General features: G+C 40.4%; 16 protein-coding genes. All 16 read left to right on the forward strand.

Annotated elements, in window-relative coordinates:
- Window positions 1-50 precede the first annotated feature (50 nt).
- The 16 genes from dnaX (at window position 51) to rlmH (ending at window position 15321) form a co-directional block, all read left to right on the forward strand.
- The gene (gene dnaX, locus C8C76_RS00355) at window positions 51-2135 is read left to right on the forward strand and encodes a DNA polymerase III subunit gamma/tau (protein WP_108137545.1); all 2085 of its coding nucleotides are present in this window, start codon (window positions 51-53) and stop codon (window positions 2133-2135) included.
- Between the two features lies 1 nt (window position 2136).
- Window positions 2137-2445 (forward strand): YbaB/EbfC family nucleoid-associated protein, encoded by a 309-nt coding sequence (locus C8C76_RS00360; protein ID WP_108137547.1) that lies wholly within the window; start codon window positions 2137-2139, stop codon window positions 2443-2445.
- Window positions 2445-3044, forward strand: coding sequence for a recombination mediator RecR (recR, locus tag C8C76_RS00365; protein ID WP_108137549.1), 600 nt, complete (start codon window positions 2445-2447; stop codon window positions 3042-3044). Before C8C76_RS00360 ends, recR begins: the two co-directional genes overlap by 1 nt.
- 369 nt (window positions 3045-3413) lie before the next feature.
- Window positions 3414-4877 (forward strand): IMP dehydrogenase, encoded by a 1464-nt coding sequence (guaB, locus tag C8C76_RS00370; protein WP_108137551.1) that lies wholly within the window; start codon window positions 3414-3416, stop codon window positions 4875-4877.
- A 268-nt stretch (window positions 4878-5145) separates the two neighbouring features.
- Window positions 5146-6198: a thioredoxin-disulfide reductase gene (trxB, locus tag C8C76_RS00375; RefSeq protein WP_108137553.1), complete on the forward strand. Its 1053-nt coding sequence runs from the start codon at window positions 5146-5148 to the stop codon at window positions 6196-6198.
- Window positions 6199-6424: 226 nt separating this feature from the next.
- The gene (gene tmk / locus C8C76_RS00380) at window positions 6425-7051 is read left to right on the forward strand and encodes a dTMP kinase (RefSeq protein WP_108137555.1); all 627 of its coding nucleotides are present in this window, start codon (window positions 6425-6427) and stop codon (window positions 7049-7051) included.
- Window positions 7051-7410 carry a cyclic-di-AMP receptor gene (locus C8C76_RS00385; protein ID WP_108137557.1) on the forward strand — a complete coding sequence of 120 codons (360 nt, stop codon included), beginning with the start codon at window positions 7051-7053 and terminating at the stop codon, window positions 7408-7410. Before tmk ends, C8C76_RS00385 begins: the two co-directional genes overlap by 1 nt.
- Window positions 7411-7509: 99 nt before the next feature.
- A complete protein-coding gene (gene holB / locus C8C76_RS00390; protein ID WP_108137559.1) occupies window positions 7510-8499 on the forward strand; it encodes a DNA polymerase III subunit delta' in 990 nt (329 codons plus the stop codon).
- Window positions 8500-8520: 21 nt separating this feature from the next.
- The gene (locus C8C76_RS00395; RefSeq protein WP_108137561.1) at window positions 8521-9327 is read left to right on the forward strand and encodes a PSP1 domain-containing protein; all 807 of its coding nucleotides are present in this window, start codon (window positions 8521-8523) and stop codon (window positions 9325-9327) included.
- Between the two features lie 20 nt (window positions 9328-9347).
- Complete coding sequence (locus C8C76_RS00400; RefSeq protein WP_076544139.1) at window positions 9348-9674, forward strand: initiation-control protein YabA; 327 nt, start codon at window positions 9348-9350, stop codon at window positions 9672-9674.
- A gap of 3 nt (window positions 9675-9677) precedes the next feature.
- Entirely contained in the window at window positions 9678-10400 is a 723-nt protein-coding gene (locus C8C76_RS00405) for a tRNA1(Val) (adenine(37)-N6)-methyltransferase (protein ID WP_108137563.1), read from the forward strand.
- Window positions 10401-10434: 34 nt separating this feature from the next.
- Window positions 10435-11304 carry a 16S rRNA (cytidine(1402)-2'-O)-methyltransferase gene (gene rsmI / locus C8C76_RS00410; protein ID WP_108137565.1) on the forward strand — a complete coding sequence of 290 codons (870 nt, stop codon included), beginning with the start codon at window positions 10435-10437 and terminating at the stop codon, window positions 11302-11304.
- 70 nt (window positions 11305-11374) lie between these two features.
- The gene (metG, locus tag C8C76_RS00415) at window positions 11375-13336 is read left to right on the forward strand and encodes a methionine--tRNA ligase (RefSeq protein ID WP_108137568.1); all 1962 of its coding nucleotides are present in this window, start codon (window positions 11375-11377) and stop codon (window positions 13334-13336) included.
- Between the two features lie 24 nt (window positions 13337-13360).
- Entirely contained in the window at window positions 13361-14017 is a 657-nt protein-coding gene (locus tag C8C76_RS00420; RefSeq protein WP_108137570.1) for a redox-sensing transcriptional repressor Rex, read from the forward strand.
- 3 nt (window positions 14018-14020) lie between these two features.
- Entirely contained in the window at window positions 14021-14839 is an 819-nt protein-coding gene (locus C8C76_RS00425) for an MBL fold metallo-hydrolase (protein ID WP_108137572.1), read from the forward strand.
- Window positions 14839-15321 (forward strand): 23S rRNA (pseudouridine(1915)-N(3))-methyltransferase RlmH, encoded by a 483-nt coding sequence (rlmH, locus tag C8C76_RS00430; RefSeq protein ID WP_108137574.1) that lies wholly within the window; start codon window positions 14839-14841, stop codon window positions 15319-15321. Before C8C76_RS00425 ends, rlmH begins: the two co-directional genes overlap by 1 nt.
- Window positions 15322-15373 lie beyond the last annotated feature (52 nt).

Genomic DNA, 15373 nt, shown 5'->3' on the forward strand with positions numbered 1-15373 from the left:
CCCGGAATAGGGTGTTTTTGTTATATAATACTATTTTTGAGGTGAAAAAAATGTCCTTTCTCTCTCTTTATCGAAAATACAGGCCAGAAAATTTCAATGATCTGATTGGTCAGGATCAGGTTAAAATAACTTTAAAAAATGCTCTAAAAAATGATAGAGTGGCTCATGCCTACCTATTTGCCGGTCCCCGCGGAACAGGGAAAACTTCAACTGCGAAGGTTTTTGCTAAGTCGCTTAACTGTGCTAATCCGTCTGCTGACTTTGAACCCTGTGGCGAGTGTAATTCCTGCCAGCGGATTGAAAAAGGAAATTCACTTGATGTAATCGAAATTGATGCCGCTTCAAATCGCGGTATTGATGAGATTAGAGAATTGAGAGAAAAGGTTAAATTCTATCCCGGTGAAGGCCAGTACAAGGTGTATATCATTGACGAAGTACACATGCTGACCAAGGGAGCTTTTAATGCCCTCTTAAAAACTTTAGAAGAACCGCCGGAGAGTGTAGTTTTTATCCTGGCAACTACCGAACCTCACGAAGTTATTACAACTATTATGTCCCGCTGTCAGCGCTTTGATTTCACCCTATTAACTTTAACCAACTTAAAAAAGCGGTTAAAATATATAGCGGAAGCTGAAGGTTATGAGATTGACAGAGAAGCTCTGGATATTTTAGCCCGCAGTGCCCGGGGTGGAATGAGAGATGCAATCAGCCTTTTGGATCAGGCCATTTCTTTTAGTGATGGTCAGCTCAGTGTTGATGAGATTTCGCGGATGCTGGGCAGAATTGATAAATCGGATTTAAAAGACTTTTTACTTCATCTAAGCAGCGAACAAAGCCAGCCGGCCTTAGAATTATTAGATAAACAGCTGGAATCTGGCCTGGGAATTGAAAGATTTAGTGATGAATTGATAGAATACTGCCGTGAACTACTTCTAGTTAAGGAATGCGGAATTGATTCCGGGATTTTAGAGTATTCCCGCAGCTATTTAGAAGAAATTGCTTCTGTGGCTGCAAATTTGAGTACTAAAAAGATAACTCGAATCATTGATGAATTTGCTTCTTTAAAACAAAAGCTGCGCTCAAGTGCCAGACCCCGTTTACAATTGGAGATAAGTGTTATAAAATTAAGTAGTAGGGGAAGCAGTGGAAGTTCCCTGGAGGCACGTCTTTCTGAACTAGAATTTAAACTGGATAATTTCTTAACCAGCAGCGGAGATTCTGCAGGAAATAGTAGTTCTGATTTCAAGCAGAAAATTGAAGCACAAAAGACTGCTGCTGAAAAAGAAAAAACCAGTCAGAATAATGAGCAGAACAATCAAAGTAAGAGAAGCAGTAAAGAAGAAAATACAGATAAAGATAAAAATAAAATTCAAAAAAATAATAGAGAAACCGCTCCAACTCAGCCAGCGGGTAGAAAGCCGCAGCAGGAGAAAGAGAAAAAAGCTAAGTCGGAAACAGAGCCGGCAGCAGAGAAAACTGCTTCAGCTGAAAAATCAGCTGCCGCAGCTTCTTCAAAAGAGAGTCCCCAAAAACCAGCAGCTGCTGGTGGGGCTGTCAGCCTAAATCAGGTTAAAGAAAATTGGGCTCGAGTTTTAAAAGAAACCCGTCAGCTCGATATTTCTGTTCAGGCACTCTTGCGAGAGGGAGAACCGGCGGCAGTGGAAGGAAAAACAGTTATTATTGCTTTTCCAGAATCTAAAAAGTTTCATTATAAAGGAGCATCTTCCAACAAGGCGCTGGTGGCCAGAGTTTTAAGAAATGTCTTAAATGAGGCTGTAGAGATAGAATTTCAGCTTGGTGCTAAAAAAAAACTAGCTGACGAGCCGGAAACTTCTGCTCCAGATAGGAGCGAAGGAGTTGAGGTTGTTGAAGATTCTAAACCTGCTGCTGACCGCGGACAGAACAGCGGTGCAGAGATTGATCCGGCAGTAGAAGAGGTTGATAATCCTTCAAATAAAGCTGAGGAATCTTCAAAAAATAGTGATCAAAATTTAGAAGCTGAAGAACCTGCTTCTCAGTCAGCTGAAGTGGCTGAGCAGGCCGGTGATTTGGATATAGAAAGTTTAGCCAGAATTTTTTCTGGTGAGATTATTGAAGTGGACAAATCAATTTTAGAAAATAGAGGAGGAAATTAAAATGAATATGCAAAAAATGATGAAACAGGCACAGAAGATGCAGGCTAAGATGGCTAAGATGCAGGAAGAACTGGAAGAAAAGACACTTGAGGCAACTGCCGGTGGTGGAGCTGTTAAGGTAGTAGTTAATGGTAAGCAGGAAGTTGTTGATCTGCAGATTGATCCTGAAGTAGTTGATCCTGAAGATGTAGAAATGCTGGAAGACCTTGTACTGGCAGCAGTCAATCAGGGTATGCGCGAAATTCAGGAAATGGTAAATGACGAAATGGGTAAAGTGACTGGTGGTATGAATCTACCAGGGATGCCCTAATGAATCCATATCCTAAACCTATGGGGAAATTGATCGGCGAGCTCAGTAAACTGCCCGGTATCGGGCCTAAAACTGCTCGCCGTCTTTCTTTTTATATACTCGGTCAGCCGAAAAGTGAGGTAAAAAACCTCTCAGAGGCGCTGATTGAGGCCCGCGAAAAAATCAATTACTGTTCTAACTGTAATCACCTGACTGAAGGGGAGACCTGTACTTTCTGCCAGTCTGAAGATCGTGATAGAACTTCAATCTGTGTTGTCGAAAGCCCGCGTGATGTAGTGGCAATGGAAAAGACCGGTGAGTATAATGGACTTTACCATGTGCTGCACGGAGCTATCTCTCCTATGGATGGAATTGGCCCTGATGAGATAAGAATCCGAAATTTGATTCCCCGCCTGGAAAAAGATGAGGTTAAAGAGATTATTGTAGCGACTGATCCTAACGCTGAGGGTGATGCGACTGCGATGTATCTTGCTAAACTGATTAAGCCGCTGGGAGTTAAGGTGACCCGGATAGCTCACGGAATCCCTGTTGGTGGAGATCTAGAGTACGCAGATGAGGTAACCCTCTCTAAAGCTCTGGAGGGAAGAAGAGAGTTATAAGTATTTTCGTTTATGTTTGTTTATGAGCGTTTATGTACACGCACCGTGAACCTGTCGGATTTTGTCGCCGCCAGTAGCAGAGAAAGTAAATACAGCAGAGAAGTCCCTTTCTGAGGGGCTTTTTTCTTTATCAGCAGCAGTAATTTAAGCAGATATTTCGACATAAATCGGGTGGTTCACGGTGCATGTACGTTTTATTTACTTGACATTACCCTTAAGCTTTGTTAAAATACTTAAAATATTAGATTCCTAAAAAGCTAAACTATTATCCTTTTATCTCAAATTATTACATATTTATTAGGGCTAATTTAATGGCTTACAGTTCATAATTTTTAGCATTAATTTTTAAAAAATCCAAGGAGGTTGGTTATGGAAAAAATAATTAAAGAAGGCTTGACTTTTGATGATGTTCTGCTGGTACCGGCAGAATCAAATGTAGTACCCAAAGAAGTAAGTACAAGATCTAAACTGACTGATGAAATTTATCTCAACACTCCGATTATCTCTGCTGGAATGGACACTGTTACTGAAGGTGATATGGCAATTGCAATGGCCAGAGAGGGTGGTCTGGGTGTTATTCACAAAAATATGCCGATTGCAGATCAGGCAGCAGAAGTTGATCGAGTAAAGCGCTCTGAAAGTGGAGTCATTGTTGATCCCTTTTTCTTAACTCCGGATGCCTTGATTGAAGAGGCTGAAGCCCTGATGTCTAAATATCATATTTCTGGGGTGCCGATTGTTGATAAAGATGAAAAACTGCTCGGAATTTTAACCAATAGAGATCTCCGTTTTGTCGAGGATTATAAACGTCCTGTTTCGGAAGTAATGACAGACGAAGAACTGGTTACTGCTCCAGTTGGAACCGATTTAGAGGGTGCCAAGGACCAGTTAAGAAAACATAAAATTGAAAAATTACCAATTGTTGATGATGAAGGAATTTTAAGAGGTTTAATTACTATTAAAGATATAGAAAAGGCAAAACAGTATCCGCTGGCCTCCAAGGATAAGCAGGGAAGACTGCTGGCAGCTGCAGCTGTAGGAACCGGTAATGATACAGATGAGCGGGTAGCTGCTTTAGTAGAAGCAGGGGTTGATATCCTGGTTATTGATACAGCTCACGGCCATTCGCAAAATGTATTAAATGTGGTTAAAAATATCAAAGCTAAGTACCCGGAATTACCTGTAGTTGCAGGTAATGTGGCAACTGCTGAAGCGACAGAAGCACTGATTAAAGCTGGAGCAGATGTGGTTAAAGTTGGAATCGGACCTGGCTCGATCTGTACGACCAGAGTTGTAGCTGGTGTTGGTGTTCCTCAGATTACTGCTATTAATGATTCTGCAGAGGTAGCCAAAAAATATGGTAAGACAATTATTGCAGATGGCGGCATTAAATATTCCGGAGATATTGTGAAGGCAATTTCTGCCGGAGCCAATACAGTAATGATTGGAAGCCTGCTGGCCGGAACAGAAGAAAGCCCGGGAGAGTTAGAAATTTATAAAGGAAGAAGTTATAAAGTTTACCGCGGCATGGGCTCAGTTGGTGCGATGAAGAAGGGGAGTAAGGACCGCTACTTCCAGGAAGATGAAACTGAAGCAGAAAAATTTGTGCCTGAGGGAATTGAAGGTCGAGTGCCCTATAAAGGTACATTAGGTGAAACAATTTATCAGCTGCTCGGAGGTTTGAAATCGGGTATGGGATACTGTGGAACCCCGGATATTGATTCACTGATCAATGATTCTAAGATGATCAGAATTTCTGCAGCCGGTCTCCGCGAAAGCCATCCTCATGATGTAAAGGTTACTAAAGAAGCTCCAAATTACAGTGTTGATTAAAATTGTAGTTGAGGCAGCTAAATAGATATTATAAGCTCTCTGCTTTTTTAGGCAGAGAGTTTTTGTTTTAGACTGGCTTAAATAGTTTGGACCAGTCTAAGCTTAGTTTTTGCGGGCTGTCACTATCATATCTTTGTTGCTAGTTTTACAGACATAAGCTCAAAATAGTATTAAGATTATATCTGTAAGTTAAAAAGTTTTTAAACTAAATTGAATTTAAAATGATGAAAATCATAATCCTATTAAAGTAATAACAGGGGGAATTGAAATGAGCGAAAAAAATAGACAGGAAGAAAACTTGATTATTATTGGTGGTGGACCTGGTGGTCTTTCTGCTTCCATTTATGCAGCAAGAAATGGTGTGGCACCACTGGTTTTAAATGGTCCTGAGCCAGGTGGCCAGATTACAACAACTTCCGAGCTTGAAAACTATCCTGGTTTTCCAGAGCCAGTTGGAGGTTTTGAGCTGACTCAGAAGATGACAGAGCAGGCCGAAAATTTTGGTGTGCGGCTGGAATATGAAAGTGCTGAAGAAGTTGATTTTTCTGGAGATAAATTTATTGTAAAAACTGAAGCTGGAGAATACATTGCAGATTCGATTATTATCGCAACCGGTGCTGAGCCCAAGACTTTAGGTCTTGACAAGGAGGACAGCCTGCGTGGTAATGGAGTTTCTTACTGTGCAACCTGTGATGCAGCCTTTTTCAGAAACAAAGAGGTGGCAATTGTAGGTGGTGGTGACACAGCTTTATGGGAATCAACTTTCCTGGCTAAATTTGCAGAGAAGGTATATATTCTGCACCGCCGTGATAAATTCAGAGGAGCCAAAATCCTTGGTGACAGAGTAAAAGCCAAAGAAAATATCGAAATTCTCTGGGATACAGAGGTAAAAAGTATCAAAGGTGAAAAGAAATTAGAAGGACTGCGCATTTTCAATAATAAAACAAATGAAGAGCGGGACCTTGATGTAGATGGATTGTTTGTTGCTATCGGTCATCATCCCCGCACCGAATGTCTTAACGGTCAGATTGAGCTGGATGACTATGGTTATATTGTAACAGACAAAAAACAGCACACAAATGTGCCTGGAGTTTTCGCCTGTGGTGATGTACAGGATCCTGACTACAGACAGGTTGTAATTGCAGCTGGATCTGGCGCAAAAGCAGCAATCGAAGCTTCAGAATACATTGAGGAAAAGGAAAATGCTTTTCCTGCTAAAGAAGTTAAGATGAAAAACATGGATCAAGAGTCAGATTCAGAAGAAAAAGCAGCAGGAGAAAAAGAAGAAGGAAGTTTAAATTTAAGTCTTAGTCTTGATTAAGTCAGATAAAAATCAAAATCAGCTAAAGATATATTAATTATCTAACCGACGGGCGTTCTGTCTTATTGAAGAATGTTCGGTCGGTTTTTTTCTTTAAAGCAGAAAAAATTCCCGGCTAAAAAAATTAAATAGAGTTTTGAGCTTGATTGCATTAGCCGGGTGATTATTATATAATTATAATATAAATAAGATTATTTTAACAAAGTTTAGAGAGGGGCTGGCGGTTTTGGCAGAAGGTTTTTTTATTACATTCGAAGGTATTGAGGGATCAGGAAAGACAACCCAGATCAACTTACTTGCAGGTTACCTGGAGGAAAAGGGTTATGAGGTTTTAGTCAGCAGGGAGCCGGGTGGAACTCCTCTTGGAGAAAAAATCAGGCAGCTGCTTTTAGATCCTCAGTATGATTCGATGGATTACAGAACAGAAATTCTTCTTTATGCTGCCGATAGAGCTCAGCATGTTAAGGAAAAAATCAAACCTGCTTTAGAGCAGGGAAAAATTGTTATTTCAGATAGATTTGCAGACTCAAATTTGGCCTATCAGGCTGCAGGTAGAGGTCTCGATTATGAGATGGTTTATCAGATTAATGACTGGGTAATCGATTCAACCTGGCCTGATCTAACTTTGATACTGGATATAGATATTAAAGAAGGCTTAAAAAGAGCCAGAGCTTTAAGCCTTGATGAAGCAGGTGACAGACTGGAAAGAGAAGTTGACGATTTTCATCAGCGGGTTAGAGATGCTTATCTTGAAATGGCAGAGTCTGAAAGGTTTGCCCTGGTAGATGCGGGCGGAACTAAAGAAGAAGTCCAGAAAGATATAAAAAAAATTATCGCCAGGAGGTTATTCTAATGGAAAAAAGAGCAGAAACAGGTAAAACAGTTAAGATGGTAGTTGCTGTAGTTCATGACCATGATGCGGCTGATCTGCTGGAAGCACTGACAACAGCTGGTTTTCAGGCAACTAAAATGGCATCTACAGGTGGTTTTTTAAGAGAAGGGAATACTACTTTTATGATTGGCTCAGATGAGGAGCATGTGGAGGAAGTCCTGGATATCATCAAAGAAAATTGCGAGTCGCGCAACAAAACTGTAGCACCAATGTCACCTGTGGCAAATTCATTAGAGGGATATTACTCCTTTCCCATGGAGATTAAAATTGGGGGAGCAACTGTTTTTATTATTGATGTAGAGCAGTTTATCAAGATGTAGAGATTAAGCTGCAGTCCCTGTAGACTATTTTTCTAATTTATCTTTTTAATTATAGAGCAGATTCTTAGCCAGTCAGAAGAAGTTTAAAGGAGTTTTTAAATGAGTTTTAACTCAGTTATTGGACAAAAGGAAGCGGTAGAAATACTGCAGGATGAAATTAAAAAGGATCGAATCAGCCATGCCTACCTTATTTCTGCAAAAAAAGGCAGCGGCAAGTCAAAACTGGCTTTTGAATTTGCAAAGGCCAGTTTTTGTGAGGAAGCTGAAGCTGACAGCTGCGGCAGCTGTATTAACTGCCGTAAAATGGATCACCAGAATCATCCCGATTATAAGGTGATTTCTGTGCTGGAAGGTAAAAGCGCAATTTCAATTGATCAGATCAGGGAGTTAAAAAAGGAAATAGCCTATAAGCCCTATGACAGTGATCACAAGATATATATTATTGAAGCAGCCGAGAAAATGACGAAAGAGGCGGCCAATTCACTTTTAAAAACCTTAGAAGAACCACCCTCTTTTGCTACGATCATCCTGCTGGTTGAAGACAGCGGCAAACTGCTGCCGACAATTGTCTCCCGCTGTCAGCAGATCAAGCTGCGGAATGTAGATCGAGCAGAGATCAAAAAAATGCTGCTTGCAGAAGGCTTGACTGAAGAAAGAGCAGAAATTATCAGCCTGGCTGCTGCTGGAAGTCCGGGCAGGGCTTTGGATATTATAGAAATTGAAGACTATTTTAAAGAAAGACAGCAGATTTATGATTTTCTGAAAGATATAAAATCCAAAAATACAATAGAAATTTTCAAAATTACTGAAAAAATCACATCACTGCTTAAAGCTGATTTTCCCTGTTTTAATTTGCTATCAGACTGGTATCGCGATATAATGATGATTAAACAGGATTATCTGGAAGCAGTGATCAATAAAGACTATTTTGAGGAATTAAAAGAGCTTGCTGCAGAGCTGAGCCTGCAGGGGTTGATTAGTGATTTGGAGTTAATAGCTCAGACTGAAGAATATATAGAGCGCAACATTCGAGAAGAACTTAGTCTGGAAGTCTTATTTTTCAAACTGCGCCAGCCTGATCAAGAATAGATAAATGAGGTGTGTATTTTAATGAAGACGGTAGTTGGAGTAAGTTTTAAAAAAGCCGGAAAAATCTATTATTTTGATCCTGATGATTTAGAGATAAAAACCGGAGATTATGTAATAGTAGAGACTGCCCGGGGTATAGAATATGCCGAAGTAGTTGTTGGTAAAAAAGAAGTCTCAGATGACGAAATAGTGGCGCCTTTAAAGGATGTTATCAGAAAGGCGACTTTAAAAGATAGAGATAGACATGAACGCAATCTTGAACTGGAAGAAGAAGCATTTGATATTTGTCTTAAAAAAATTGATAAACACGGACTGCCGATGAAGCTGATAGATGTAGAATATACTTTTGACCACAATAAAATTATATTTTACTTTACAGCTGACGGCAGGGTAGATTTTAGAGAACTCGTTAAGGATCTGGCATCTGTTTTTAAAACCAGAATTGAACTGCGTCAGATTGGTGTTCGGGATGAGGCCAAAATGCTTGGCGGCCTTGGACCCTGTGGACTGCCGGTCTGCTGTGCTACTTTCCTGCGGGATTTTCAACCAATTTCGATTAAAATGGCTAAAAAACAGGATTTATCATTAAATCCTTCCAAAATATCAGGTCTCTGCGGCCGCTTGATGTGCTGTCTGCGCTACGAATCCCAGACCTATAAAACTCTAAAAAGGTTAATGCCCAATGTTGGCGAAAAAATTGAGCTGGAGATGGGTAAAGGAAAAGTTGTAGACCGTAATCTGGTTAAACATACGGTAGAAGTTGATATTGGCACAGAGGAAAATATCGAAGTTGATGTAGATGATCTGGACGAATATGACTTAGATTAAATGGAAAGGAAGGAAATTTAATGGATCAGGAAATATTGAGCAGCCTTGCCCATTTTCAGGAACAGATCGAGGCACTTTCCCTCCGTTTTCATAAACTTAAAGATATTACCTACAAATTATATCAGGAAAATGAAGAGCTGCAGCGGGAAAACGAAGAATTAAGGTCACTTCTTTTTAAAGATCAGGAAGAGGCCGAAGAAGCTGTGGTCGAAAAAGAAGGATACAGTAATTTGATTCATATTTATGATGAAGGTTATCATGTCTGTCCTTTAAGTTTTGGAGAAAAAAGAAAAGGAGACTGTCTTTTTTGTTTAAATCTGCTGGAAAATCAGGGTAAGGAGAAATAATTGATGGAAGAGATTCATTATTTAATTAAAGATGAGCTCGAAATTATACAGGACGATCGTTTTTTTAAATTTGGAACTGATTCTGTACTTTTAGCAAATTTTGTGAAACTCCGCCAGGGAGATAAAGTGATTGATCTTGGTACAGGCAGTGGTGTAATCCCACTGCTTTTAGCATATAAAAATAAGGGTGTAGAAGTAACCGGGGTAGAAATTCAGCCTGAGGCAGCTGAGCTGGCCAGGCGAAATGTAGAATATAACCACCTGCAGGATCAGATTAAAATTATTAATCAGGATCTCTGTCAGCTGGATTCTGAACTGGAAGCCGGCTCATTTGAGGCTGTTGTTTCCAATCCTCCCTATCTGCCGGTTGAAGGCGGCAAAATGAAGGAAAACGATTTTGTGGCAGCTGCCCGGCATGAAATTCATGCAGAACTTGAGGATGTTGTGGCTGAGGCTGCCCGGCTTTTAAAATACGGAGGCCACTTTTTTCTTGTCCACCGCGCGGAAAGACTGACCGAGGTGATAGAAGCACTGGCCAGATATAACTGTCAGGCAAAGGAGCTGCGCCTGGTCCAGGCACGCCGTGACAGCGAAGCTGATATTTTTTTGCTCAAAGCCAAAAAGGGAGCCAATCCCGGCCTCAGAGTCAAACCGGTTTTAATAATTTATCAGGATCAGAGCAGTGAATATACCCGGGAGCTGAAGGAAATTTATGGTCAGGAATAAATTAGAGGATTAATTTTTACTAGGAGGAATTTTTTTGCAAGCAGCAAAGCTTTATTTATGTGGGACTCCAATCGGCAATTTAGATGATGTCAGTCAGCGGCTGCTGGCCACCCTAAAAAATGTTGATTTAATCGCCTGTGAGGATACCCGCAGAAGCCAGAAACTTTTAAACTATTTTTCAATCAAAAAGAAGATGCTCAGCTATCATGAGCACAACGAAAAAGAAAGAAGCAGAGAGCTGATTGAGCTTTTAATAGAGGGTAAAGATATTGCTTTAGTTAGTGATGCCGGGATGCCCGGTGTTTCAGATCCAGGAGAAATTCTGGTAAAAAAGGCAGTAGCAGCCGGAATAGAAGTTGTTCCGATCCCCGGACCGAGTGCTTTTTTAGCTGCTCTGGTGGTTTCGGGACTTGACATTTCTACTTTTTCCTTTAAAGCTTTTATTCCCCGCTTCGGCAAAAAACGTCAGCAGTTTTTGGAGGAGCTGGCTTTAGCAAAAGATACTACAGCCTTTTATGAGTCTCCCTATCGACTTAATGATACACTTAAAGATTTAAGTCAATTCAGTAGTGAGCTGGCCTCACGCCAGGCAGTTGTTGCCCGCGAAATAACCAAAATGCACGAAGAAAAATATTATGGAACAGTGGCTGAGCTTAAAGAGCGCCTGCAGAGTCAGGAAATAAAAGGGGAAATAGTTGTAGTTGTTGCCGGCCGCAGCGAAGTGGAAGAGGAAAGTGAAGGCTGGGAAGATTTAAGCATTCTGGAACATCTTAAACTTTTAATTGAGAGTGGAATGACCAAAAAGCAGGCAATTAAAAAGGTTGCCAGCCTGAGGGAACTGCCAAAGAGTGATGTTTATAAAGAAGCAGTGGTTATTTCAGTTGATAAAGATAAATTTGAATAGTTTTGAACACAATTTTTATAAATAATTAGATCAAAATATTGATGATTAAATTTGGAAAGGATGATCAATTTTGAGCAGAGATACCTATTATGTAACAACACCAATCTACTATCCAAGTGATAAATTACATATCGGCCATGCTTATACAACAGTGGCTGCCGACACAATTGCCCGCTATAAGAAGATGCAGGGTTATGACACCATGTTTTTAACCGGTTCTGATGAGCACGGGCAGAAGATTGAGCGCAAGGCTCAGGAAGCAGGTAAAGAACCCAAAGAATATGTGGATCAGATCGTAGCAACTTTTAAAGATCTCTGGGATAAGCTGGATATTGATTATGATTACTTTATCCGTACTACAGAAGAGCGCCATGAAAAAGTTGTGCAGAAAATTTTCAAAAAGCTCTATGATAAGGGTGATATTTACAAAGGTAAATATGAGGGCTGGTACTGTACTCCCTGTGAGGCTTTCTGGACCGAAAGACAGCTGGAAGAGGAAAATGGCGAGAAGGTCTGTCCTGACTGTCACCGCCCGGTAGAATGGGTAGAAGAAGAAAGTTATTTCTTTAAAATGGGGAAATATGCAGATCGTCTATTAGAACATATTAAAAGTCATCCGGAGTTTATTGAGCCGGAATCACGCCGCAATGAGATGATTAATTTTATTGAAAATGGACTTGATGATTTAAGTGTCTCAAGAACTACCTTTGACTGGGGAGTTCCGGTGCCTATTGATGAGGATCATGTTATTTATGTCTGGATTGATGCTTTAAGCAACTATATTACAGCCATCGGTTATGAGACAGACCAGGAGAACTTTGAGCGCTACTGGCCTGCTGATTTACATCTGGTTGGCAAGGATATTCTCCGCTTCCATACAGTTATCTGGCCGATTATTTTGATGGCCCTGGATCTGGAATTACCGGATCAGGTATTTGGTCACGGCTGGCTCTTAAGTGAGACAGGTAAGATGTCAAAGTCGAAGGGGAATGTAGTTGATCCCGTAGTTTTAATCAATGACTTTGGTAAGGATGCAATTCGCTACTACCTGCTGCGGGAAGTTGCCTTTGGTACTGACGGCAAATATTCTACAGAGGCACTGATTCAGCGGATTAACTCTGACCTGGCAAATGACCTGGGTAATCTTCTGAACAGAACTGTTTCCATGGTGGAGCAGTATTTTGATAGTGAGATTCCGGAGCCGGGAGAAAAAGAGGCAGTGGATAAGGAATTGATTGACCTGGCCGCTGAGACAAAAAAAGAAGTAGAAGTTGAAATGGAAGAGCTTAAATATACTGCAGCACTCGAAAAAATATGGAATTTTGTGCGCAGGACTAATAAATATATTGATCAGACAACACCCTGGATTTTAGCCAGAGAAGAAGAGAGTCGCGAAAGATTAAAAACTGTGCTCTACAATCTACTGGAATCATTGAGGATTACTGCAGTAATGTTAAAGCCTTTTCTGACAGAGGCGCCTTATAAAATGGGTGAACAGCTCGGCCAGCTTGAAGAAATTAAAAATGCCGACTGGGAGGCTGCCAACTGGGGTGCTTTAAAAACAGGTGTTAAGGTTTATAATGGGGAACCAATGTTCCCAAGAATAGATATAGAGGAGTATTTTGAAAAGGTTGAGGCCCGTAAAGAAGAGGCTGAAGCTGAAAAGAATGAGGAGGAAAATGATTTGGATTTAGTGGATATCAAGGATAGAATTACTTTTGAAGAATTTATGGATGCAGATATTAGAGTTGCTGAAATTTTAGAGGCAGAAAAAATTGAAGGCAGCAATAAACTTCTCAAGTTAAAAGTTGATATTGGCCTGGAAGAAAGACAACTGGTGGCAGGTATTGCCAAGCATTTTAGTGCTGAAGATGTAATTGGCCGTAAGATTTTGATTGTAGCCAATTTAGAGCCAGCCACAATTTTTGGAGTTAAGTCAGAGGGTATGATCTTAGCTGCCTCTGATCCAGAAGGTAAGATGGTTTTATCAACAGTAAGTTCTGATATTGCAAATGGAAGTCAGGTAAAATAATAATTAAAGCGGGAGGAATTCACAGTGAAAAATAGAGAGAATATACCCAAGGCCACAATTGAGAGGCTGCCCTTATATTACAGATGTCTCGATAAGATGGACACTTTTGAAGAAGTTGAGGTAGTTTCTTCTAAGGATCTGGGAGGAAAACTGGATATACCTTCAACTCAGGTGCGCAAGGACCTCTCTTACTACGGAGAGTTTGGGCGCCGCGGAGTTGGCTATAATGTCAGTGAACTTAAAAAATCAGTAGGTAAAATTCTGGGGGTTGACCGGGTTTGGCCGGCAATTTTAGTTGGTGCCGGTAACCTGGGAAGGGCTCTGGTTAATTATAAAAGTTTTGCTATGATGGGATTTGAAATTTCACATGTGCTGGACAATGATCTGGATAAGATCGGGAATTTAATCAATGAGCGTGAGGTTCAGAGTGCTCAGGATATGGAAAAGATAGTTGAAGAAAATGATATAAAACTGGGAGTAATTGCTGTTCCGACTGATGCGGCTCAGGAAGTTGCTGATCAGATGATTGAAGCTGGAATTAAGGCAATCTGGAACTTTGCTCCTACCAGACTTTATGTTCCTGATGAAATTGAAGTTAAAAATGAAGACCTGGCAGTAGGAATTGTTTCCTTAATCTATCATTTAAGCTGGCAGGAAGAAATGGAAGCAAAGGGTGAATAGATAGTGAGGATCGAAACAGCGGTTTTATCCAGTGGCAGCAAAGGTAATTCCACCTATATTAGAGCCGGCAAATATTCTGTTTTAATTGATGCCGGTTTAAGCGGTAAAGGTCTGGAAGAACGGATGGCTGCTCTGGATCTTGATCCAGCTGAGCTGGATGCTTTATTGATTACTCACGAACATAAAGATCATATTAAAGGAGTAGGAATCCTCTCCCGCCGCTACGATCTCCCAATCTATGCTAATGATGGGACCTGGGCTGGAGCAGAATCTGACCTGGGTAAGATTGCACCGAAAAATAAGAGAATCTTTACTGGAGATTTTATGATTGGTGAGCTCAGTTTTTCACCTTATGCAATTTCTCATGATGCTTCTCAGCCGGTGGGTTATGTCTGCCGGACTGGCAGCAAAAAAATTGTACTGGCTACTGATACAGGGGTAATGAACGAGGAAATTATTAAAAAAATTAAAGGTGCAGATTTTTTTGTGCTGGAATCCAATCATGATCTGGAGATGCTGATGACAGGTAAATATCCTTATTTTTTAAAAAATAGAATTAAGGGTATTGAAGGACATCTCTCTAATGATGACACAGCAGCTTTACTGCCCGGCTTAATTAAGGATAATTTTCCGACAGTAGTGCTGGCTCATTTGAGTGAAGAAAATAATAATCCAAAGGTTGCCTATATTACAGTAAACAATGCTTTGAAAGAAGCGGGATTAAAAGTTGGAAAAGACTTACGAATGGGCTGTGCTGCTCAGGATAAGACAACACCTCTTTTCCGGCTTGACAAAAAAGATAGAGAAAAGGAATTGTTTTAATGCTTGATATTAATATTATTACAGTCGGCAGTTTAAAATCATCTTTTTTAGAGCCGGGAATAGAAGAATTTAAAAAACGTTTAAGCCGCTACTGCAGTTTAAATATTATTGAACTTAAAGATGAAGTGGTTCCGAAAAACCCTTCCTCTAAAGATCTTGAAGCCCTGCAGGCTCTCGAAGGGGAGCGGATAGTAAAAAACATTCCCGAAAGAACATATACTTTTGCCCTTGATGTTAAGGGGAAACCGATGACATCTACCGGTTTTGCTAAATCACTAAATAATCTGCAGGTAAGAGGCTACAGCTCTTTTACCTTTATAATCGGGGGCGCAACCGGCTTGAGTGAGTTTGTACTGCAGCAGGCAGATTACAGATTTTCGCTCTCCCATATGACATTTACCCACCAGATGATTCGCTTAATTTTACTGGAGCAGATCTACCGTGCCTTTAAAATTAATAATAACGAGCCCTACCATTTGTGATGATATATACTTGTACCGGGTCCAAAACAATTGTTTTGGACCCGGTACAAGT

The organism is Halanaerobium saccharolyticum, from assembly GCF_003053565.1.
GTDB classification, from domain to species: Bacteria; Bacillota; Halanaerobiia; order Halanaerobiales; family Halanaerobiaceae; genus Halanaerobium; species Halanaerobium saccharolyticum_B.